Genomic DNA, 23,556 nt, shown 5'->3' on the forward strand with positions numbered 1-23,556 from the left:
CCTAAATTTTGACATTTTTTTTACCTCAAAAGCACCTAAATTTTATTATTCTCCTCTAACAACTTCTTTTTTAACCACTTCCCTTTTTGCCACATCATAATAATGTTCAATCGTAACATGATTATTATTTTCAGGCGTATTTTCTAATTCGTAAGCTTCTTTAAAGCCTTTCAGCTTTACTTTAATATTTTCATCAATCGCTCTTGTTTCTTTGAATTCACGAATTAAATCCAAAACATCATGAGCGATATATTCCGTATCATGAGCATTTATAATTACTTTAGAATTTTCAGGAATTTCATTTAAAGTTTGTTTGATTGCTGCTTTATTTAAAAATGAAACTTCTTGCGCCAAATCGATATGAATAATATCTCCGTCTTCATATTCTTCTTTTTTGAAGATATAAGCTCTCTTAAGATTTCCTCTCAAAACAAAAATAATACTGATGATTATACCCAACGCAACACCTTTTAGCAAATCTGTCGCAACGACAAAGACCAAAGTTGCAATAAAAGGGACAAACTGGTATTTCCCCTTTTTCCAGAAATGCATAAAAGTTGCTGGTTTTGCTAATTTATATCCGACCAAGATCAGAACAGTTGCCAAAGTTGCCAAGGGAATTTTGTTCAGAATCATCGGAATAGATAAAACACTTATTAATAAAAGTACACCATGAATAATGGTAGACATTTTTGATTTTGCTCCTGCATTATTATTTGCTGATGAACGCACCACAACAGATGTCATTGGAAGACCTCCTAAAAGTGAACTTACAACATTTCCAATTCCTTGAGCTTTAAGCTCAACATTGGTATTAGTATATCGTTTCTGAACATCCATTCTATCAGAAGCTTCAATACATAAAAGCGTTTCAATAGAAGCCACAATTGCAATTGTGAGAGCCACAACCCAAACCTGCGGATTGGTAACCGATGCAAAATTTGGCATAATTATAATTGATTTAAAATCATCAAAAGATTTTGGAACTGGCAAAGAAACCAAATGTTCTTTTCCAATTGCCAAAGAACTTCCTGTTGATATAAATATTTCGTTTAAAACTACTCCCGCAATAACTGCAATTAAAGCTCCTGGAACTAATTTTATTCTTTTTAGAAAAGAAACTTTTTCCCAACAAAGCAAAATTGTTAGCGAAACTAATGTTACTACAACGGCTCCTAATTGAATGTGATTTAAAACATCAAACAGAAACGAAAAAGAATTACTTCCGTCATTTTGTATAAAAGCCTGATCTCCTTCGTAATCTGCATCATACCCAAATGCGTGTGGTATTTGTTTTAGAATAATGATAATTCCGATACCTGCTAGCATTCCTTCAATCACATTTGTTGGAAAATAGTTTGATATACTTCCGGCTCTTAAGAATCCTAATGCTAATTGAATTAATCCAGCAATAAAAACAGACATTAAAAATACATCGAAAGCTCCTAAATCAGTAATTGCGGTTAAAACAATAGCAGTTAACCCTGCAGCTGGACCTGATACACTAATATGTGATTGGCTTAGATATCCTACTACGATACCACCAATAACACCAGCGATAATTCCAGAAAATAATGGCGCTCCAGAAGCCATTGCAATACCTAAACACAACGGAAGAGCCACCAAAAAAACCACTAAACCTGAAGCAAAATCAGATTTAAGGTTGGCAAAAAGATTGATTTTTTTTGTCATAATACAATACTAAAAAAATTATTCATTAAAGATTTCCCTCATCTCAGAATGAAATGCGGTTAAAGATCAAAATAATCGGAAGTATTATACTAAATTGGGAGGTGGAGCAAATATGCTCGGAGAAATATTGTCAAGTTTTACAATATTTTCAGAAATGATTGTTTTCTTCTCGATGCAAACCGGAATTAAAACTTCATGCTCTAAAACTGTTGGATGAACTACATTTTTAAGTTCTTTATGAACTTCTTCTTCAGCAATACTAAAAGACACAACCGCACCATTTCCTTTCTTTAACGCCTGAACAATTGTCGGGGTAGATAAGAAAGCAATGAATATGAATAATAATATGCGGGCTACGAATTTCATCAAAACAAAAATAGCGTTAAACAAATAAAATCAAAGAGATTTTTATAGAAATTTAACATAAACAGAAAAGCAGAATGCAATTTTTACCGCATTCTGCTTTTATTTCATTAAAAAACAATTAGTTAAAGTGTTTCTTCTAACCAAGCATTCATCATCCAGATTGTTTTTTCTTGCTCAGAAATGAAGTCGCTCATCATTGAATTGGTTCCTTCATCGTTAATTTCGTCCGATTTGTTTAATATTTCTCTTTCAATTTTTAATAAATCTGATAAAGAATGAACAATTAACTGAACCGCTTTTTCATCATTAGAAATATTCTTCCCAACAGTTAATTTGTTATTTTTGATGTAGTCTTCAAAAGTGTGCAAAGGCGTTCCACCAATTGTCAAAACTCTTTCGGCTATCATATCTATTTTTAATTGAGCATCTGTATATAATTCTTCAAATTTTACATGTAAATCAAAAAAACGCTTTCCGCGAATGTTCCAATGAATTCCTCTCAAATTTTGATAATATACTTGAAAGTTGGATAAAAGCACATTTAATTCTTTTACTAATAATTCTGATTCTTTTACAGGTAATCCTAAAATATTTGTCTTCATAATCTCTTTTTTACACTAATTTACTACAAAATTAAAGTAACTTTCATAAAATAAATATAAATAAAAATTATATTTTCTTATTTTTGCATCACAAATTACTATCAACATGACTATAACTCAATTACAATATGTGTTAGCAGTTGCCGAACACAAAAACTTCACACTTGCCGCCGAAAAATGCTTTGTAACACAGCCAACGTTAAGCATGCAAATACAAAAGATTGAAGAAGAACTTAATATCTTAATATTTGACAGAAGCAAAAAACCTATTCAACTTACTGATATTGGTCAGAAAATAGTAAATCAAGCTAAGAATATCGTAAACGAAGCTGATCGTATTAAAGATATTGTAGAACAACAGAAAGGTTTTATTGGTGGAGAATTTCGTTTAGGTATAATTCCGACGATTATGCCGACACTTTTGCCTATGTTTTTAAATAATTTCATTAAAAAATATCCAAAAGTTAAGCTCTTAATTGAAGAATTAAATACTGAAGAAATTATTGTTAAGCTTAAAAACGGACATTTAGACGCCGCTATCGCTGCAACTCCATTGGAAGATGAAAAGATTAAAGAAATCGTTTTGTATTTTGAACCGTTTGTAGCATACATTCCAGAACAACATGCCATTTTTGGAAAACAAGAAATAGAGGTTTCTGATTTAAATCTAAACGAAATTCTGCTTCTTCAAGACGGACATTGCTTTAGAGACGGAATTTTAAATCTTTGCAAAAGCGTTTCTGATGCTGATCAAAATAACTTCCAGATCCAAAGCGGTAGTTTTGAAACCTTAATTAAATTGGCAGACGAAGGTTTGGGCACAACGTTACTTCCGTACTTGCACACCTTAGACTTAAAAGAATCCGATAAACTGAAACTTCGAAACTTTAAGGAACCGAAACCTGCTCGAGAGGTAAGTTTGATTTACCCAAAGAGCGAATTAAAAATGCAAATCATTGACGCAATTCGATCTACAATTGCTGGCGTTGTAAAAGGCGCAATTGTTTTTCAGAATGTTCAAATCATTAGTCCGCTGCAAAAGAAAGCGTAATAAAAAAGGAGCCAATTTGGCTCCTTTTTTTATGCTTTAATAAGTAGTAGACTTTGTTTTAATTCTGGCTTTTCGATTACAAAACTTAATAACCATTCTTGTAATTGTTCCATTTCATAAGGTAACAGTGTCTTGATAGCTTTTTCTAGCTCTTTGCAGAAAAGTATCGGATCGAAACTAACTCTCTCAAGTATTGATTTCGTGTAATCAAACATCATTTTTGACATAATAAAATAAGATTTTCGGGGGTTATCTATTTTTTAAACTCGAGCCAAATTTAAACAATTAACAAACATAAAATTCATTTTTAACTAAATATTTTAAAAACTTTAGCAACGAATACGTTTTCTTAAAACATATAAATCAATATAGAATCATTCTAAACAACTCATTTTTAAAGGTTTTTAAAGGCTCTAAACATTTCTCGTTTTCCAGGAGGCCCCGCTAATTTTTCGACAGTAAATCCTACAGAAATCATACTTCTTTTAACAACGCCGCGCGCTGCGTAAGTAACCAAAACTCCATTAGGCTTTAAACTATTGTACATTTTTTTAAAAATTTCTGTACTCCAAAGCTCCGGTTGCACTCTATATCCGAAGGCATCAAAGTAAATCAAATCAAAAGTTTCAAAATCGTCTATTTCATCAAAAAATTGTTTCCTTTTGGTTAACGAGAACTGGTCGCAAATTTCTACTTTTTCGTTCCAATTCGATTTATGCATTTTTTCAAAAATGTTACTAAATTCCAATGCTTCCAATTCTTCTGCATAATTCATTTCTAAAATTTCATCCGCATCAACAGGATAAGCTTCTACTCCAACATAATCTATTTTTTGATTTTTTCGAATGGCTTCCAAAAAAGTAATAAATGCATTTAATCCAGTTCCAAAACCAATTTCTAATATACTTATTGGTTTTTCAAATAATGAAAGTCCATTTTGTATAAATACGTGTTTTGCTTCCTGAATTGCACCGTGTTTAGAATGATAACATTCGTCCCATTCTGGCAAACGAATTGTAGTTGAGCCATCTAACGTTTTAATTATTTCTCTTTTCACTTTTTTAGAAATTTACAATAGCTTTTTATTGATTTTCAAGCCGTTTTAATATTCAAATTTAGTCAAAACTAATGCGTAAAGCCTTAAAAATCGATAGTTTTTTCATAAATTCTTTATAAAAATCAATTAAATATTTGAGTTTATTATAGGATAAATAAATCTCAATTAAAACCATTAAATAATGAATTTTCACTAAGCTTTTTACATATTTTTACTTAATTTTGCATTCAATAAATTCTATTTTCCATGATATCATTACTTTAGATTTTCTATAGTGAAAGATATCTCACAAAAAACTTACAGAACTATGAGTACAACTCAAACAAGCAAAATTGAAATCATAAAAGCTACTTCTACGAAAATAAACGAAGTAGATTTTGAAAACTTAAGTTTTGGCGCTGTATTTACAGACCATTTATTCGAATGCGATTTTAAAGACGGACAATGGCAAAATCCTGTCATTAAGCCTTATGCTCCTATTCTAATGGATCCATCTTCAAAAGTCTTCCACTACGGACAAGCAATTTTTGAAGGAATGAAAGCTTATAAAGATGACAATAATGATGTTTGGTTGTTTAGACCAGATGAAAACTTCATCCGTTTTAATAAATCTGCTGTAAGAATGGCGATGCCAGAAGTTCCTGAGGCTATTTTTATGGATGGTTTGAATGAATTATTAAAATTAGACAAAGACTGGATTCAAAGAGGAAACGGGGCAAGTATGTACATCCGTCCTTTTATGATTGCAACTGGACCTGGAGTAATTGCAAATCCATCTGACGAATATAAATTTATGATTTTACTTTCTCCTGCAAAAGCATATTACGGAGGCGAAGTAAAAGTAATTATCGCTGAGCATTTCAGTAGAGCTGCAAATGGTGGAATTGGTGCTGCAAAAGCTGCCGGAAACTATGCTGCACAATTTTACCCAACTAACCTGGCAAACAAAGATGGTTTCCAACAAGTTATTTGGACTGATGACGCAACGCACACAAAACTAGAAGAAGCGGGAACAATGAACGTTTTCTTCAGAATTAATGATACTTTATTAACAGCTCCAACAAGCGAAAGAATTTTAGATGGTGTTACTAGAAAAAGTTTAATTGCAATGGCTGAAAAAGAAGGATTAAAAGTTGAAGTTCGCCCAGTTATTGTTTCTGAATTGGTTGAAGCAGCTAAAAACGGATCTTTGAAAGAAATCTTCGGCGCGGGAACTGCCGCTGTAATTAGTGTTATTAAAGGATTCTCATATAAAGACGAATATTATGAAATGACTCCAATTGAGAATTCATACGCTTCTTTATTAAAAGAAAAACTAACAAATCTTCAAAATAAACTTTCTGAAGATACTTTTGGATGGACAGTTAAGGTTCAATAATCCAAAATATAAAAAGAGAAACCCGATAAATTTAGTTTTATCGGGTTTTTTATTTGGCTTTATTATAAAATTTTATCGTGAAGATAAGATATTAAACTCAATCTTGTCATTTCGACGAAGGAGAAATCTTCGTAAGTAGCTCGACAAAGATTATCGATTTGCTATGTGGAGTTTCTTGCGAAGATTTCTCCTTCGTCGAAATGACAAAAATAACGTAAAGCTTTGCGGACTTTGTTTTTTTATAAGAACTACAGAAAAAAACTTAGCGTTCTTTGCGTTTAATCTTCTTTACAACAATTTCGAAAAATCAGGTTTAAAATAATTTGGTCCTTTCATTACTTTTCCGTCTTCTCTATAAATTGGCTTTCCGTCTTCACCAAGTTTACTCATATTACTACGCTGAATTTCATCAAAAACAGCTTCAATTTTATCCTGAAGTCCGTGTTCGATAATTGTTCCGCACAAAATATACATCATATCGCCAAGCGCATCAGCAATTTCAACTAAATCATTATTCTGAACCGCTTCGTAATATTCCTCATTTTCTTCCTTCATTAAATTATAACGAAGTAATTTTTTTTCTGCTCCTACATCGGCAACTGGAGTTGTACTATGACCAATTTTAAAAGCGGTGTGAAATTCTGTTACGGCGTCGAGTTGTTTTTTCATATTATAGTTTTCCTTTTTTTTGCTAATATAAGTCACTTTAAAATAAATTCGAAAATTTATTGCACGAAATGAAAAGCCAATTTAGCAGCAAATCGTATACAATTCTCTAAATTTGTCAAAAATAATTTTAAAACTATGTTTAGTCAAGGACAAATACTATTTGGAGTGTGTTTTTTTATTGCATTTGTAATCATAATGATTTTTGCTTATCGAAAAGATTTAGCGTTGCATAAAATCTTTTACAAAGGAAATTACAAAGTACTTCTTGTTTTTTTACTCTTTATTGCTATTTTGTTTTTGATTAAAATATTCTTTAAAAGATAAAATATTTTTCAGAGTCCGTTTTTAAATAAAAATCAAAAGCCATAAAATAAAACCTAATAATTATCGGTTATTAGTAAGACTGAAGATAAAATTTATAACTTTACGAACCAAACAATCTACCAATGAAAATTCTTAAGTATTTATTTCTTTTTGCTTTATTAAGCTTTGTTGCTCTTACTGTTTTCGTTGCTACCCAAAAAGGAAATTTCTCTGTAGAAAGAAGTAAAGTTATCAATTCGCCTCGCGCAACAGTTTATAATTATCTTAATGATTTTAGAAATTACGAAGATTTTGAATCTTGGTCGGTTGAAGATCCTTCTATAAAAATGACTTTTGCTAATAAAACAAGCGGAAATGGCGCTTCTTTTTATTGGGATGGTGCAGATGGAAAAGGAAATGCAATAACACTTAAAACAAAAGAAGGCGAAAGCATTGCTCAAAAAATGCAATATGACGGCACAGAAGCCGACGTAAGCTGGACTTTGAAAGATACTTTAAACGGAAAAACAAAAGTTACTTGGAGAGCAAAAGGTACGATGAGTTTTTTATTTAAAATCTATACTTCTTTGCATGGAGGTTCTGATAAAGTTATCGGAACTATTTATGAAAAAAGCTTGGTAAATATTGACAAAAATCTAGACTACGAAACTAAAACTTATGCGGTTAAAGTGGATGGAATTGTGAAAAAAGAAGACACTCCATACATACGTCAGACTTTTACAAGTGAAATTTCAAAAGTGAATAAGAACGCTAGAATTGTTATTCCAAAACTAATTCATTTTAGTGAAACAAATGGATTATCTGCCAACGGAAAACCATTTATAATCTATCATACTTACGATACAAATACTGGTTTAGCCAAAATTTCGATCTGTTTACCAATTAATAAAGAAATTTCTATCAGTTCTGGAAGCGATATTCTATCTGGGAAATTAAATGGTTTTGATGCTGTAAAAACTACTCTTAACGGAGATTATTCGCATCGAAATGAAGCTATTACAAAAACAACGGCTTACATCAATAATCAAAAAATAATTCCAGATTTAAGCTGGTCACATTTAGAAATTTGGACACTTAGCAAATTAGATGTAAAAGCATCATCTAAATTGGTTACAGAGATTTATTTTCCTATAAAACCAAAAGTAGTTCCTGTTGTAACAGAACCTGTTTACACACCGCAAACATCAAGCGAAACTCAAGGAGAAACTCCAACAAGCGAACCTCGTACAGAACCACGAAAAGAGCCTGTTAAAAAGAAACCAGCTCCTGCACCAACTCCTGCTCCTACGCAAGAAGAAGACTCTGAATTCTAAATTTCAAAAGTTTTTTTAAACCTTTTGTTTCAAATTCAGTCTAATGTATATTAAGAAGGTTTACAACAAAAAAGTTTGATAGACGAGAAGGAATTTATAAAACAATTATTAAACCCTCAAACGCAAAATACAGCGTTTCAAAAACTCTTGTCTGATTATCAGCGTCCGTTGTATTCTCATATTCGAAATATTGTTTTGAATCATGATGATGCAGATGATGTCTTGCAGAATACTTTTATAAAAGTCTTTCAATATCTTAAAAACTTTAAAGGAGAAAGTAAACTCTTTTCCTGGATGTATCGTATTGCCACAAATGAAGCTTTGACTTTTCTGTCTCAAAAAGCAAAACTGAGCGGTATCTCGTCTGAAGATCTTCAAAATAAAACAATTGACAATCTAAAAGCTGATCTTTATTTTGATGGAGATGAAATTCAAATCAAACTTCAAAAAGCAATTGTAACGCTTCCGGAAAAACAACAATTGGTTTTCAAAATGAAATATTTTGAAGAATTAAAATACGAAGAAATAGCCGAAATCTTAGGAACTTCGGTAGGTGCTTTAAAAGCATCTTATCATCATGCAGTAAAAAAAATTGAATTATATGTTACTTCAAATTAAACCTTTGGTAACTAAAACTATCTTATAGATATTATGAAAGCATTTAAATTAGAAAACGAACCAAAAATAAAATCTGGATTTAAAACTCCAGAAAATTATTTTGATGATTTTTCAGAAAAGGTTTTACAGCAATTAGATAAAAAAGAAGTTAAAGTAATTCCTTTTTACAAACGCAAAAAAAATCTTTCGCTGGCGGCAGCGGCATTAATTGGTTTTGCTTTAATGATTCCGATTGTAAACAATTACAGAGCAACATCAAATGAGCTTGATGAAGCCACATTAGAAACGTATTTATCTTATCAATCTAATTTAAGTCAGTATGATTTAATTCAAAAGTTAGATGATAGCGACATTGAAAAACTAAACAATGATATAACTCTGGAAGATGAAACTTTAGAAGACATTTTATCCACAAGTCCGAATATAGAACATCTGATTTCAGAACAAAATTAAAACTCAACTTAACTCAACAACTTAACTTAGCAATGAAAATAAAAAACATTTTACCGCTACTGCTCTTTCTGACAAGTATTTCCTTTTTTGCACAAAATGGAAAAATTGATGAAAAACGTGAAAAGATCAAAGCTTTTAAAGTTTCATTTTTAACGACAGAATTGGAATTAACTTCTACTGAAGCTGAAAAATTTTGGCCAATTTATAATGCTTATGATGACAAACAATTTGAATTAAGGCATTTTAAAATGAAAACTTATCTGAAAAAATTAAACGACGATAATCTTAAAAATCTTTCAGAAAAAGAAGCTGCAACTTTATTATCTCAAATTGAAACCACAGATAAAGAATTGTATCAGCTAAGAGAAAAATTTATGAGTAATGTTAAAAAAGTACTTTCTGCGAAGAAAATATTATTGCTTAAAAAATCTGAAGATGATTTTAGCCGAAAATTATTGCAGCAATATCGTGATAAAGCCAATAAAGACTAAGCGATAAATAAAGAAACAACAGCGATAAGAACCCTATATAATAATACTTACTTTATTATTTAGGGTTCTTATTTTTTATTTAAAATTAAGCTTAACCACTTTATTATGACCAGCTGCGATTGCAGTATTTCTATTTACAAAACGAATCGTAAAAAGTGTTGAATCTGTAGAAAGTTGCATCCAGTTTTCGCCTCCATTTTGAGAATATTGTATTCCTTCAGAACCAACACAAACAATTTCTCTTCCATTTCCTCCAGGAACATATTGCACGCAAGATGCGTAACCAAAGCCCATATTCTGACCGATTAATTCCCAAGTTTTTCCGCCATCTTTTGTAAAGGCTTTATTATCTACTTTTTTATTTGGATAATCATAATCGCCGCCTGCAATAAAGCCTTGTTTAGAATCATAAAAATCGGCTGTAAAAATTCCAGTCATTTGTTTTCCTTGAACAATTGGAGTTTCTACCACCTTCCATGTTTTTGCTTTATCCGGAGAATAAAAAACGCGCGCTTTTTTTCCGCCTGAAACCAACCAAGTATCATTTCCTTTAATTACAATATTGGTATTACTTGCTGCAAAAGCCGCTTCACCAGTTGTATTTGTTGGCAATTTATCTGATAGTAATTTTGTCCAAGTTTCTCCTCCATCTCGTGTAACAATTATAGAGAAAGTATCTTCTGTTGGATCGCCGATCGCAATTCCTTCTTTGTCATTCCAGAATTGCATGCTATCGTAAAAAACTTTTGGATTAATTTCTTTGTAAACCAATTTTACTTTATTGTCTTTTTTAGAAACTGCATAAAGCAACGCAGGATTTGCTACACTAAGTAAAAAAACATCTTTTGATGTCTGAGCGATGCTTCTAAACTCTAAATTTAAAGTATCACGATAAATGTGTTCTTCAAATTTTTCTTTTTTAATTAAGTCATAGTAACCAAAACGAGAATTATCGGCACCATACCAAACTTTATTTTTATCAATCAAAATTGCTCTGATGCTAATTCTATCTTTAAACAAAGTATCTACAGTCATTGATGTAAAACCACTACTATAAAGAAGTTCGGTTTTATGAGTAAATGTTCTAAAAGACATCAATAAAATAAAAATACCACAAAATAAAGCTAGTTTTTTCATAGGAAATCAAAATTTGGTTAACGCTAAAATACGATTATTTATAAAATATCAAAATCATTATCACCAGTCTTTTTTTGGCATAGTAATTGAAACTTATTTAAGTAAATTTTAACAAGTAAAATATGAAAAATCTATTTTTTTCGTTGGTTTTTATACTATTAGTAAACTTAATGAATGCGCAAAGAGTAAATGTATACCCAAAAAATTCATATGTAATAGAAAATTTGGACTTGAATGCCGTTTCAATTATTTATGACGAGTCTTATGATTTATTAGATTTTGAAAGAAGATTAAACGATCCTTATGATCGAATTTCAAATCTCGATTTAAATAACGATGGCAAGGTTGATTATTTACGTGTAATAGAAAAAATTGAAAATAATATCAAATTCATAATTATTCAATCAGAAGTAGACACAAATATTTATGAAGATGTTGCAACAATAAATATCGTGATGAAATCTAGGGAAGCTAATTATAGTACAAATCCTGGAATTCGTCCAAAAGATATTATAATTTCATTTGTAGCTACGATATTAGATGTATTTCTATCTAAGACTCGATAAAAATTAAAATATTAAAAATCAACTAATTACAAAAACAAAAACACTGCATAAATTTTATGGCACAGTAATTGGATATTCACTTATAGAAAAAATAATTTAATATAATTTAGTCATGAAAACGAAATTACTTTTAATAGCGATGATAGCCTTAGTTTTTGGTTCTTGTGCAGCACAAAGTCAAACTACTGTATACGCAAAAAACTCAGATATAAGCGATAATTTAGATTTAAGAGCAGTCGCTTCGATGTTTGGAGAATCTGCCAATCTTCAAGATTTTGAAAGAAGATTAAATGACCCGAAATATCAAATTTCAAACCTTGACCTTAATGGCGATGATGAAGTAGATTATCTTCGTGTAATCGAGAGTGTTGAAGACAGAACTCACGTAGTAATTATACAAGCCGTTTTAGACCGTGATGTTTATCAAGACGTTGCTACTATTGATGTCGAAAGAGATAATTACAACAAAGTTAGTGTTCAAATTGTAGGTAACTCTTATTTATATGGAGCAAATTACATTTACGAGCCTGTTTATAGCGTTGCACCGGTAATTTATACTTCATTTTGGGTAAACAATTACAGACCTTACTATTCAACATGGTATTGGGGTTATTATCCAACATATTATACAGCATGGAGACCTTACCCTGTTTACAGATACAGAAACAATGTAAATGTGTGTATAAATGTTCACAACAGTTACAATTATGTAAATGTGAGAAGAAGTTACAGAGCTCCAGTAATCTACGAAACAAGACGTACTTATGGTTACGAAAGAATGCGTCCAAACTATAGTTTTGCTCAAAGACATTCTAATGCAACAAACAGATACGAGTTGGATCAAAGACGTGTAGCCAGCAGAGAATCTAATAGAAATAGTTATAATACTAATAGAGGAAATACTGTAAGACCAATATCTTCTGACAACAGAACAACGAATAGAAATTATGCTGAAAACAGAAATTCAACTAGTAGAACTTCTGTAGAAAGAAATACGGATAGAAATTACAATTCTAGCAACAGAACTGCAAATAGAAATACAGAAACAAACATAAACAGGGACTATTCAAACAGAGGAAACAATTCAGCAAGAGTTGAAAATGCTCCAAGAACAGAATCTAGAAACAACAATACAGGAGTAACTTCAAGAGGAAACTCAGAAAATAGATCTAGTTCTAATCGTGAAATGTCTACCCAAAGATCAGAGAACAGAAGCTATTCTCAAAATAGAGTGAATACAACACAATCTGCTCCAGTTCAAAGAACTGAAATGCCAAGAGGCAATTCTGAAAACAGATCTAGTTCTAACAGAGAATATTCTGCTAGACCAGCACAAACTCAACAACGTTCTGAAGCTCCAAGAGCAAGTCAGGAAACTTCTAGAGTAAGCCAAGAATCTAGAGGAGGACAACCACAAAGAGAGAGTGGCTCTAACAATAGAGGCGGCGGCGGAAGAAGAGGTTAATTTTATTAAAAACCATAATTAAGAAAAGCACAATTTTACGATTGTGCTTTTTTTTATCTTTTTAATTTTAATTGCTGCTAATTTGTTTTAAAACAGTAAATTTGCAACCGTCTTTTATAAAAATATACATGAGCGCATCGCATAAAAACTTACATAGTAAGTTGTCTATTGGGGGTTTATTGATTACTTTAGGGATTATTTATGGAGATATTGGAACCTCTCCTTTATATGTAATGAAAGCCATTTTGGGCGATCACACCATTAATGCCGATATTGTTTTAGGAGGTATTTCTTGTGTTTTTTGGACTTTAACATTACAAACTACAATTAAATATGTACTTATTACTTTAAGTGCGGACAATCACGGTGAGGGAGGAATTTTTGCTCTTTACGCATTAGTTAAGAAAACAAAAATTCAGTGGCTTATTGTTCCCGCCATTATTGGAGGTAGTGCCTTGCTTGCCGACGGAATTATTACGCCACCTATCTCGATTTCATCTGCTGTAGAAGGAATTAGGGCATTTTATCCAACAATGCAAACACAAACTATTGTTTACATTGTAATCAGCATTCTATTTGTTTTATTTACAATTCAGCAATTCGGAACTAAATTGGTTGGGAAATTCTTTGCTCCAATGATGTTAATCTGGTTTGCCATGCTTGGAACTTTAGGTACTATTCAAGTACTTAATTATCCAGAAGTTATCAAAGCGATTAATCCGTATTACGCTTACCATTTATTGTCTATACACCCTGATGGCTTCTTTGTTTTAGGTTTTGTATTCTTATGTACAACTGGAGCTGAAGCCTTATATTCTGACATGGGACACTGCGGTAGAAAAAATATCCGAATTAGCTGGATGTTTGTAAAGACTACTTTAGTTTTAAATTATTTTGGCCAAGCTGCCTATTTAATTCATCATGAAGGAAGCACTTTACAGCAATTAGGCGGAGAAAATGGAAATCCATTCTACTTAATTATGCCACATTGGTTTTTACCATTCGGAATTGTAGTAGCTACTTTAGCAGCCGTTATCGCTTCTCAAGCGCTTATTAGTGGTTCATTTACTTTGATAAATGAGGCAATGCGCCTTAATTTCTGGCCTAAAGTAAAAATTAAATATCCTACTGAAGTTAAAGGGCAATTATACATTCCATCAATTAACTGGTTGTTGTTTTTTGGTTGTGTTGGAATCGTTTTACATTTCGAGAAATCAGGAAATATGGAACATGCTTATGGTCTTGCAATTATTCTCTGCATGATCATGACAACGATTTTGTTAAACTATTACTTAATTATGAAGCGTGTAAAACTATACTTTATGGTACCGCTTATCACCATTTATTTATTAATTGAGTTTAGTTTCCTTTTCGCTAACATTACAAAATTTGCAGAAGGCGGTTATGTGACATTAATCATTGCAAGTATGTTGATTTCTGTAATGACAATCTGGTATTTAGCTAAGAAAATCAACAAAAACTACACGAAAGTGGTTAAAGTTGATGACTACAAACAAGTTTTAGTAGAATTGAGTCAAGATTTATCTATCCCGAAATATGCAACGCATTTAGTTTATATGACGAATGCCAATCGTGTGGATGAATTGGAGGAAAAAATCATTTATTCTATTCTTCAAAAACGCCCAAAAAGAGCTGATATTTACTGGTTTGTTCACGTTAATATTTTGACTGAACCTTATAAAACACAATACAAAGTAACTGAAATCGCTAAAGACGATATTTATAGAATTGATTTCAATTTAGGATTTAGAGAACCAACCAAAATCAATTTGATGTTTAGAGAAGTTATCAAAGACATGGTAAAACGCGGAGAAGTAGATATTACCAGCCGTTACGAATCTTTAAACAAAAACAATATTATTGGAGACTTTAAATTTGTATTGTCTGAGAAATTCTTATCAAATGACAATGATTTAAGATGGCACGAAAACATTATTATGAATTCTTATTTCTTCATCAAAAAACTGAGTTTGTCTGAAGAAAGAGCTTTCGGTCTAGACAGCAGCTCTGTTAAAGTAGAGAAATTCCCAATGGTGCTTCATGCTCCAGAAAATATTGGATTAACGCGTATTGTTTCTAAAGAATAAAAAGCTTAACAATAAGTTCAAAAAACACTCTAAATTGGAGTGTTTTTTTCATTTAATGAAAGTCTAAATAAGATTCAGTATTAAAAATTTAACTTTCAATCAATTAATAGTACCTTTGCAACTCAAAATATAGAAATGAGATTACACAGAAATTTAGTTTATACTACCATTGACTCTTTGAATGCTATTTTCAACGAAGGAGAATATGCCGATAAAGTGGTAGCTAGAGCATTAAAAAAAGACAAACGTTGGGGAAGTTCTGACAGGAAGTTTGTTGCTGAAACGATATACGAAATTGTTCGTTGGAAACGATTGTACGCTGAAATTGCCGAAGTAAAAGAACCTTACGATAGAGATAACCTTTGGAGAATGTTTGCCGTTTGGGCAGTTCTACGCGGTTACCCAATTCCAGATTGGAGACAATTGGAAGGAACACCAGAAAGAAAAATAAAAGGCCGTTTTGACGAATTATCTAAAAACAGAGCTTTAAAAGAATCTATTCCGGATTGGATGGATGAATTGGGAGTAAAAGAACTAGGAGAAAAAGTTTGGTCGAAAGAAATTGCAGCACAAAATCAGCCCGCAAAAGTTATTCTTAGAACAAATACTTTGAAAGGAACTAAAGAAAGCCTTAGAAATACTTTGATGGATTTAAATATTGAAACAGAATATTTAAAAGATCAACCTGAAGCTTTAGTTTTAAAAGAAAGAGCAAATGTATTTTTGACAGATGCATTTAAACAAGGACTTTTTGAAGTTCAGGATGCTAACTCGCAATTAGTTGCAGGATTTCTTGACGTAAAACCAGGAATGCGCGTAGTTGATACTTGTGCAGGAGCTGGAGGAAAAACATTGCACATGGCTTCTTTAATGGAAAATAAAGGACAGCTAATTGCAATGGATTTGTACGAAAGCAAATTGAAACAATTGAAATTAAGAGCAAAAAGAAATGGCGCTTTTAATATTGAATATAGAATTATTGACAGCACGAAAGTGATCAAAAAATTGCACGAAAAAGCTGATCGTGTTTTAATTGACGCCCCTTGTAGCGGATTAGGGGTTTTAAAAAGAAATCCAGATTCTAAATGGAAATTACAACCTGAATTTATCGATAATATTCGTAAAGTTCAAAGTGAGGTTTTAGAAAGTTATTCTAAAATTGTAAAACCAGGCGGAAAATTAGTTTATGCAACTTGTTCTGTTTTACCATCAGAAAATCAGGAGCAAGTGGAAAAATTCTTAAAAACAGAAATCGGGCAACAATTTACTTTTGTTGAAGATCGTAAAATGCTTGCGTCTGAATCTGGGTTTGACGGATTCTACATGGCACTTTTGGAAAGAAAAAAATAAATTCCAAATTATATTTCGGATTACTTAAATTGAAAAATCCAAATTCCAATCTTAAAACTTGGAATTTGGATTTTTTTATTTTCTATGCTTTTATATTTAGCCAACTTTGTCAAAGTTTTAAACTTTGACAAAGTTCTAAACTCAAAGTCTAGAATCTAGAATTTTACTCTTGTAAAGTTGGTTTTCTTAACAACTTTCCGTTTTCGTTTTCTTTAAATTTAGAAACAAAAACTATTTCTTTTGGTTTTTCATATTTACCGAGAACATCAAAAAAATCTGCTGGAAATTCTTGTTTTTCTCCTTCAATAACCAAAACTAATTTTTCTCCTAAAGTAGTGTCTGGAAGTCCAGTTACAAAAAACCTGCTATTTATTTTCCCTGTTAATTTAGCTTCAATCTGCTCAGGAATCAACTTCACTCCTCCACTATTAATTACATTGTCAATTCTTCCTAAAAAAATAAATTGTTGATCATTTAATAATTCTACCAAATCATTCGTTACAATCGCTTCATCAGAAATTGTTGCAACATTGATAACCAAACATCCGCGGTCGTCTTGCGATATTTTTACATTTGGTAGAATTGAAAAAACAGAATCTCCTAAACGTTTTGCCGCAATATGCGTAATCGTTTCTGTCATTCCGTAGGTTTCATAAATCTCTGTTTTAAGCGGTAAAAGTTTTTCTTCTAAAGAAGAATCCATTTTAGCTCCACCAATAATCAATTTACGAACTTTTGAAAGTCCATTAATTGAATTTTGAACTTGAAGCGGAACCATCGCAACAAAATCGTATGTTGTTGTATTTAGCTCAAGCGGATGAAGACTCGGAGAAACAACATCTAGTTCTAATCCTAAAATTAAACTTCGAACCAACATCATTTTGCCTGCAATAAATTGTGTCGGAAGGCATAATAAAGCTTTATCTCCAGGTTTCAAATCGAAAAAATCGCCCGTTGCAAGTGCCGACTGAATCATCGCCTGCTTTTCTAATTTCACTAATTTAGGAAGACCAGTCGTTCCTGAAGTTGTCATTTCTATATAATCCTTTTTATCAAACCAATCTAAAAAGAATTCACCAATTGATCTTTCGTATGCGTCACCTTCTTTAACATAACTATATGCAACGCGACATAAATCATTGGCATTTAAATGATAGCCATTTAATTTAAAATAATTGTGTACATTTCTATGAGTCAAATTTGGCATAACTTTACTTTATTACTTCAACATTAATATTTCCTGTCAATTTTTCTTTCCAATTTGTCCATCTGTATTTTTTACTAAAAATAAAAAGCAAAATTGGATATATAATTACAACTGGTAAAATGACATCAATTCCAGCTGAAGGATCTGAAAGATCTCTAAATATCGAATATGTTTGAAAAACAGTCCAATCTGAGGTAACCAAAAGCGCTCCAACAAGATTATTTGCGGCATGAAAACCAAGCGCCAGTTCCATTCCTTCATCCATTAAAGTGATAACGCCTAAAAACAATCCTGTTCCTATATAATAAATCATTACGATATTCCCCATTTTACCTACTTCTGGATTAAACCAATGCATCGATCCAAAAATTACCGAAGTCATAACGAGCGGAAACCATCTATTGCGCGCTAAATTGGCAAATCCTTGCATTAAATATCCTCTAAAAACATATTCTTCTGTACTGGTTTGTATCGGAATTAATATAAAACCTAAAACAACTAAAATTAGAAAAGGAACCAATTTAAAACTTAAAACAAACTTTTCTGGAGAACTTAAATAAACAATTGAGAAACTTACAAGTGAAATAAAAGTCCACAAAAAGAAAGAAAACCAAATTCGTTTCCAATCTGTTTTTGGTCGCGATGTTGTTATTGATAATAATGTTTGATGATGAATATATTTAACCACAAAGTAAATTCCTGCAAAAGCAAAAACAAACGAAATCATTACAAGAAAGAGCGTTGTATTAGATTCGAACATTTTCATAACACCATCGTTCGTTGTTGGAAAAGCTTTTCCTTCGCTAAAAGCTTTATAAAACACCGCCGCAGTAAGTGGAATTTGCCCTACAAAAGATGCTGCTATAATAAAAAGAGATCCTACGAGATATTTCCAAAATTTATTTTCAGGCTTAATTCCTTGTTCTAAAAACATAAATTTAAAATTTAAAAAAATGAGAATTCAAATTCCATAAGTAAATCTTACTTTTAGCTTTGCAAAACTACCTCTTTTTTGCCTTACAAATATTTGAACCCTTAAATATAACAAAATGATACAAATTTATCATAATCCGAGATGCGGAAAATCAAGAAACTGTCTTGCTTTCATAGAACAATCTAAACAAGAATTTGAAATTATTCCTTACTTGACAGAAACGCCAAGTGTCGACGAACTAAAAAAACTTTTGAAACAACTTAATTTAGAGCCTATTCAGTTGGTTAGAACGAAAGAAAAAATCTGGATTGAAAACTTTAAAGGAAAAGTTTTAAATGAGGAACAAATTATTAATGCAATGGTCGAAAACCCAATTTTAATAGAAAGACCAATAGTTGTAAAAGACGGAAAAGCTATAATTGGCAGAGATCCAGATCTTGTAGCTTCTTTTTTAGATTGATTCTAAAATACCCTATTAACATTATTTTGTGATTTCTTTCTTTAAACCAAAAACTACATTTGCCGTCTAAAGAGAAAAGAAAAACCAGAAAATGAAAAAAATCAAATTTGCTGTACTGCTAGTATTCTTGTTTACAAGCATGTACAATTACTCACAACAAGGTCCTGGCGGCAACAAAGTAAAAGTCAGCGGAAAAGTATTAGAAAAAGTAAGTAAACAACCTTTAGAATATGCTACTATTTCTATTACTGCTCCAAATGATACTAAAGTTATCGCTGGCGGGATTACAAATCCAAAAGGAGAATTTGAGGTTGCTGTTGCACCAGGAACTTATGACATAAAAGTTGAATTTATCTCTTTTAAATCAACTGAAATTAAACAAAGAAGCATTCAAGGCGACACTAATTTAGGTGTTGTTAATTTATCTGAAGATGCTGCACAGCTTAATGAAGTTGTGGTTCGAGCTGAAAAATCTACTGTCGAAATAAAATTAGACAAAAAAGTTTACAACGTTGGTCAAGATATGATTGTAAAAGGAGGAAGCGTTAGCGACGTTTTAGACAATGTACCTTCTGTTTCTGTTGATACTGAAGGAAATGTTAGTTTAAGAGGAAGCGATAACATTCGCATTTTAATTGACGGAAGACCTTCGCAAGCTATTAATATGGCTGAAGCTTTGAGACAACTTCCTGCTGATGCTATTGATAAAGTAGAAGTTATTACTAATCCATCTGCGCGTTATGATGCTGAAGGAGGTTCTGGAATTATCAACATTATTCTTAAAAAAGGTAAAAATCAAGGTTTTAACGGAACTTTGATTGCCTCAACAGGTTTGCCTGAAACTTATGGTTTAAGTGCCAATGTGAATTATAAAACCGAAAAATTAAACTACTTCACAACTGCTGGATACAATTATAGAACAAATGAAGGAGCTGGTAAAACAAACTCTGAGTATTTAAATGCAGATGGAACTACAAAAAATTTCTTAGATGAAACACGTGATACAAAACGTGTTAGAAATGGATTTAATGGAAGAGCTGGAGTTGAATGGACACTTACACCAACAACTTTCTGGACAAATGCAATTAATTACCAAAATAATACTGGTGACGATCGTGATTTGATCAATTATTACAATTACGATGCAAATCGAGCTTTTACAGGTACATCTTACCGTTTAAATAACGCTGATACAGGAAGTGAAAATGTTGAATTTACTTCTAATTTAATTAAAAATTTCAACGACAAAGGACACAAACTTACTGCTGATTTTTCTATCTCAAGAAATACAGATGACAGCAATAGTACAATTACTGCTTCTCCAAATTTTAATACAACTTTAAACGACCAAGTACAGAAGCAAGTTTTAGCTCAAGTTGATTATGTGTTGCCTCTTGGTAAAGGCGGGCAGTTTGAAGCAGGTTACAAAGGAAGTTTTGGAGATCTGAATAACATCTATAATGTTAGCACTCTTGATTCGAATGGTCAGAATGTGACCGATCCTAATTTATCTAATACTTTAGAATATAAAGAAAACATCAATGCGCTTTATACGCAATATGGTTTCAAAGTAAATAAATTTTCTTATTTGTTTGGTTTAAGATGGGAAGATACCAACATCCAAGTTAACTTATTAGATAATAGTGATTTCAACACTAAAAAATACAACAATTTATTCCCAAGTGCTTTTGTTAGTTACGAAATTTCAGATCAAAGTAATTTCTCTGCAAGTTATAGCAAGCGTTTATCTAGACCAAGAGGACGTTTTATGAATCCTGCGGTAAACTATGCAAGTAACATCAATATCTTTCAAGGTAACCCTGATTTAGATCCTTCTTTAACAGATAAATATGATATTGGTTATATCAAAAGATGGAGTAAAGTAACTTTTAATACATCAGCTTATTTTGAGAACACAAAAGACGTTTTCAGCTTTGTAAGATCTCCTACTGGTGATGTTGTAACTCCTGACGGTGAAGTGGTAACTCCTGCACCAGGTGAAGTAGTTGATGGTACGCCAGTAATTAAAAGTTCTCCTATCAACTTAGGAAGAGAACAAAAATTTGGTTTCGAGTTTACATTCAATTACACGCCTTACAAATGGTGGAAATTGAACAGTAACTTTAACTTCTTTAACGTAAAAACTACTGGAGAAAACAGTTATACAGACACGCAAGGAAATGTGGTTGTTCAGAATTTAGATAATCAGGCTAATTCTTGGTTTGCGAGGATAAACTCTAAAGTTACATTGCCATACAAAATTGACTGGCAATTAACTGGGATGTACAATGGAGAACAAAAAACAGCTCAAGGTAAAAACTTAGGTCAATTCGGAATGAACACTGCTTTCAGTAAAGATGTAATGAAAGACAAAGCAACTATTGCATTTAATATTAGTGATGTTTTCAATTCTAGAAAAATGAGATCTTACACATACTTAGATAATGTAAATTCTTATAGTGAATTCCAATTCCGTAAACGTCAATTCAATTTATCGTTCACTTACCGTTTCAATAAACCAAAAGGTGAAAGAGATAAAAATATGCCTAAAAACAATGACGGCGGCGGAGAAGGCGGAGAATTTCCTGGATAATCTCATTTAAACTTCAATATTAAAATTCCAAATTCCAATTTTTAAGATTGGGATTTGGAATTTTTTTTTAATTCATATTCTTAAAACAAAAAGGCAAAGCTTGCTCAGCTTTGCCTTTGATCAAAAAAAAAAAAAAACAAAAAAGAATTAAAAACCAGTTTTACTATTTTTAAGCAGTAACTTCTTGTTCTGCTGTATTTTTCAATTTAGGAACAGGAATTGCTTTTGCTGCCACTTTTGGTTTTGCGGCGGGCTTCTTTTTACCCCATTTCTGTTTACCCCACCAAATTATAAATCCAGTAATAGGAAGAGTTGCAGAAATTAAGCTGGCAAAAAATGCAATAATTTTTCCTGTTAGTCCAAGAACACTTCCAACGTGAATATCATAATTCATACGACGGATTTTGTCTGGAATATTTGCTTCAACATATTTTCCTGAGAAAGGAGTTTTAATCGAAATCTCTTTCAAAGACTGCTGATCATAACTGTAACGATCCATATTATAATAGGTGTTTTTCTGCTTGTAAACAAAAGCACCAATTGGATCCGAAGGTTTTCCTGGAATGTTAACTAAAATTCCAGAAGCTTGCGGATTTTCTTTTCTTAATTTTAATAATACCTTGTCGGCAGTTGTAATATTAAATGCTACAACATTTGTAGTATCTGATTTTGGAGATTCACGGTTTTCTGTTAATGGTTTTCCGCCAGAAGTTACCCAATACAATGATTTACTCCACCATCCAAAACTCCAAACTAAACCAGTTACGGCAATAAAAAACAGGAAAATACAGCTGTAAAAACCGAACACATTATGCATATCATAATTGACACGTTTAAAGCTTGCATCCCATTTAATTTTAAAACTTTTATCAATAATTGATTTTATCCACTTTGTTGGCCACCATAAAACGATACCAGAAATTAATAAAACCACAAAAATTAGAACAGCAACACCTACAATTGGTCTTCCAATATCATACGGAAGCCACAAAGCACGATGTCCGTTTAATATCCATCTGAAAAAATCTGGCGAATCTCCTCTAGAAAAAGTTTTTACGTTTAATATTTCTCCCGTGTACGGATTCATATAAACGCTAATAAAAGTACCAGATCTTCTGCCGCCTTTACGTTTTTCATCTTTTCCCTTTCCTTTGCCTTTTTCTCCAGTTTTCCCTTGAGTTTTTAAATCAGATTTTGCTTTTTCGCCTTCATTTTTAGCGAAATCTTTTTTTCTTTCTCCTCTTTTATGTTCCGCTTTTTTGTTTTCGCCCTTTTCTACTCGACCGCCTCTTTCGCCATCTTCTTTTTTCTCTACAAAATAGCCTACAATTGCCGCTTCGTCTTTTTCTCCGAAAGTAACACTTGTAGCTTTTTTATCTTTCATTTTTTTATCTGCAATTGAAACCAATTGAGAAGGCAACAAAAATGCTTTTTCCTGAGGTTTTACAAAACGCCAGTCTTCGATAAAATCTTTTATTTCGTGCTCAAAAACATAAATACAGCCCGTAAGGCTGACAATAACTACAATGATTCCAGACGCTAAACCAAGCCACAAATGCAGCCAAGCCATAACGCGCTTAAAAAGTGATTTTTTACTTTTTTTCTTATTGTTTGGGGTTGGTTTTGATTTTAAAAAAGAAAACATATTTTGTGATAGATAAATAGGATAAATAAAAAAAACCGCAAGTCCTAATTCAAAATAAGGACTCGCGGCAAAAAAAT

The 23,556-nt window shown here is 31.8% G+C and carries 22 protein-coding genes; 12 read left to right on the forward strand and 10 right to left on the reverse strand.

The window, feature by feature from the left end; genetic code table 11:
• Positions 1–45: 45 nt before the first annotated feature.
• The 3 genes from NYQ10_RS20020 to NYQ10_RS20030 form a co-directional block, all read right to left on the reverse strand.
• Positions 46–1,692 carry a SulP family inorganic anion transporter gene (locus NYQ10_RS20020; protein ID WP_289877999.1) on the reverse strand — a complete coding sequence of 549 codons (1,647 nt, stop codon included), beginning with the start codon at positions 1,690–1,692 and terminating at the stop codon, positions 46–48.
• Between the two features lie 84 nt (positions 1,693–1,776).
• The gene (locus NYQ10_RS20025; RefSeq protein ID WP_276172795.1) at positions 1,777–2,058 is read right to left on the reverse strand and encodes a hypothetical protein; all 282 of its coding nucleotides are present in this window, start codon (positions 2,056–2,058) and stop codon (positions 1,777–1,779) included.
• 122 nt (positions 2,059–2,180) lie between these two features.
• Entirely contained in the window at positions 2,181–2,660 is a 480-nt protein-coding gene (locus NYQ10_RS20030; RefSeq protein WP_111288607.1) for a Dps family protein, read from the reverse strand.
• A gap of 106 nt (positions 2,661–2,766) precedes the next feature.
• Between NYQ10_RS20030 and NYQ10_RS20035 the strand changes: the two genes are divergently transcribed.
• On the forward strand, positions 2,767–3,711 hold the full coding sequence (locus NYQ10_RS20035; protein ID WP_289878000.1) for a LysR substrate-binding domain-containing protein: 945 nt from the start codon (positions 2,767–2,769) through the stop codon (positions 3,709–3,711).
• 29 nt (positions 3,712–3,740) lie between these two features.
• On the opposite strand, the gene NYQ10_RS20040 is transcribed toward NYQ10_RS20035, so the two are convergent.
• Together NYQ10_RS20040 and mnmD are read right to left on the reverse strand one after the other, a co-directional pair.
• A complete protein-coding gene (locus tag NYQ10_RS20040) occupies positions 3,741–3,938 on the reverse strand; it encodes a hypothetical protein (RefSeq protein ID WP_276172792.1) in 198 nt (65 codons plus the stop codon).
• A 167-nt stretch (positions 3,939–4,105) separates the two neighbouring features.
• Positions 4,106–4,768 (reverse strand): tRNA (5-methylaminomethyl-2-thiouridine)(34)-methyltransferase MnmD, encoded by a 663-nt coding sequence (gene mnmD / locus NYQ10_RS20045; protein WP_289878001.1) that lies wholly within the window; start codon positions 4,766–4,768, stop codon positions 4,106–4,108.
• Positions 4,769–5,075: 307 nt separating this feature from the next.
• On the opposite strand from mnmD, the gene NYQ10_RS20050 reads away from it, so the two are divergent.
• Positions 5,076–6,146, forward strand: coding sequence for a branched-chain amino acid aminotransferase (locus NYQ10_RS20050; protein ID WP_289878002.1), 1,071 nt, complete (start codon positions 5,076–5,078; stop codon positions 6,144–6,146).
• 288 nt (positions 6,147–6,434) lie between these two features.
• Here the strand turns inward: NYQ10_RS20050 and NYQ10_RS20055 are convergent, their stop codons facing one another.
• Entirely contained in the window at positions 6,435–6,815 is a 381-nt protein-coding gene (locus NYQ10_RS20055) for a nucleoside triphosphate pyrophosphohydrolase family protein (protein WP_289878003.1), read from the reverse strand.
• A gap of 446 nt (positions 6,816–7,261) precedes the next feature.
• On the opposite strand from NYQ10_RS20055, the gene NYQ10_RS20065 reads away from it, so the two are divergent.
• From NYQ10_RS20065 to NYQ10_RS20080, 4 genes are all read left to right on the forward strand, one after another.
• Positions 7,262–8,452 (forward strand): SRPBCC family protein, encoded by a 1,191-nt coding sequence (locus NYQ10_RS20065; protein ID WP_289878004.1) that lies wholly within the window; start codon positions 7,262–7,264, stop codon positions 8,450–8,452.
• A 75-nt stretch (positions 8,453–8,527) separates the two neighbouring features.
• Entirely contained in the window at positions 8,528–9,070 is a 543-nt protein-coding gene (locus NYQ10_RS20070; RefSeq protein WP_289878005.1) for an RNA polymerase sigma factor, read from the forward strand.
• A gap of 33 nt (positions 9,071–9,103) precedes the next feature.
• Entirely contained in the window at positions 9,104–9,523 is a 420-nt protein-coding gene (locus NYQ10_RS20075) for a hypothetical protein (protein ID WP_289878006.1), read from the forward strand.
• 32 nt (positions 9,524–9,555) lie between these two features.
• Complete coding sequence (locus tag NYQ10_RS20080; RefSeq protein ID WP_276172784.1) at positions 9,556–10,014, forward strand: sensor of ECF-type sigma factor; 459 nt, start codon at positions 9,556–9,558, stop codon at positions 10,012–10,014.
• Positions 10,015–10,089: 75 nt separating this feature from the next.
• Here the strand turns inward: NYQ10_RS20080 and NYQ10_RS20085 are convergent, their stop codons facing one another.
• A complete protein-coding gene (locus tag NYQ10_RS20085) occupies positions 10,090–11,151 on the reverse strand; it encodes an oxidoreductase (RefSeq protein WP_289878007.1) in 1,062 nt (353 codons plus the stop codon).
• Between the two features lie 224 nt (positions 11,152–11,375).
• Here NYQ10_RS20085 and NYQ10_RS20090 point away from each other — a divergent pair, with 224 nt between their 5' ends.
• The 4 genes from NYQ10_RS20090 to NYQ10_RS20105 all read left to right on the forward strand — a co-directional run bounded on the left by NYQ10_RS20090 (position 11,376) and on the right by NYQ10_RS20105 (position 16,640).
• Entirely contained in the window at positions 11,376–11,717 is a 342-nt protein-coding gene (locus NYQ10_RS20090) for a hypothetical protein (protein ID WP_289878008.1), read from the forward strand.
• 112 nt (positions 11,718–11,829) lie between these two features.
• Positions 11,830–13,182 (forward strand): hypothetical protein, encoded by a 1,353-nt coding sequence (locus NYQ10_RS20095; RefSeq protein ID WP_289878009.1) that lies wholly within the window; start codon positions 11,830–11,832, stop codon positions 13,180–13,182.
• Positions 13,183–13,310: 128 nt separating this feature from the next.
• On the forward strand, positions 13,311–15,290 hold the full coding sequence (locus NYQ10_RS20100) for a KUP/HAK/KT family potassium transporter (protein ID WP_289878010.1): 1,980 nt from the start codon (positions 13,311–13,313) through the stop codon (positions 15,288–15,290).
• 135 nt (positions 15,291–15,425) lie between these two features.
• Positions 15,426–16,640, forward strand: a complete 1,215-nt coding sequence (locus NYQ10_RS20105) for an RsmB/NOP family class I SAM-dependent RNA methyltransferase (RefSeq protein WP_289878011.1) — start codon at positions 15,426–15,428, stop codon at positions 16,638–16,640.
• Between the two features lie 163 nt (positions 16,641–16,803).
• Here NYQ10_RS20105 and NYQ10_RS20110 read toward each other — a convergent pair whose 3' ends face one another.
• Together NYQ10_RS20110 and NYQ10_RS20115 are read right to left on the reverse strand one after the other, a co-directional pair.
• The gene (locus NYQ10_RS20110) at positions 16,804–17,847 is read right to left on the reverse strand and encodes an AMP-binding protein (RefSeq protein WP_289878012.1); all 1,044 of its coding nucleotides are present in this window, start codon (positions 17,845–17,847) and stop codon (positions 16,804–16,806) included.
• A 4-nt stretch (positions 17,848–17,851) separates the two neighbouring features.
• Complete coding sequence (locus NYQ10_RS20115) at positions 17,852–18,781, reverse strand: CPBP family intramembrane glutamic endopeptidase (protein WP_289878013.1); 930 nt, start codon at positions 18,779–18,781, stop codon at positions 17,852–17,854.
• A gap of 115 nt (positions 18,782–18,896) precedes the next feature.
• Here NYQ10_RS20115 and arsC point away from each other — a divergent pair, with 115 nt between their 5' ends.
• Positions 18,897–19,241, forward strand: coding sequence for an arsenate reductase (glutaredoxin) (gene arsC, locus NYQ10_RS20120; protein WP_289878014.1), 345 nt, complete (start codon positions 18,897–18,899; stop codon positions 19,239–19,241).
• Positions 19,242–19,332: 91 nt separating this feature from the next.
• The gene (locus NYQ10_RS20125; RefSeq protein ID WP_289878015.1) at positions 19,333–21,834 is read left to right on the forward strand and encodes a TonB-dependent receptor domain-containing protein; all 2,502 of its coding nucleotides are present in this window, start codon (positions 19,333–19,335) and stop codon (positions 21,832–21,834) included.
• A 169-nt stretch (positions 21,835–22,003) separates the two neighbouring features.
• Here NYQ10_RS20125 and NYQ10_RS20130 read toward each other — a convergent pair whose 3' ends face one another.
• Entirely contained in the window at positions 22,004–23,479 is a 1,476-nt protein-coding gene (locus NYQ10_RS20130) for a PepSY-associated TM helix domain-containing protein (RefSeq protein ID WP_289878016.1), read from the reverse strand.
• Positions 23,480–23,556 lie beyond the last annotated feature (77 nt).

The sequence above is a fragment of the Flavobacterium johnsoniae genome (assembly GCF_030388325.1).
In the GTDB taxonomy this organism is placed as follows: Bacteria; Bacteroidota; Bacteroidia; order Flavobacteriales; family Flavobacteriaceae; genus Flavobacterium; species Flavobacterium johnsoniae_C.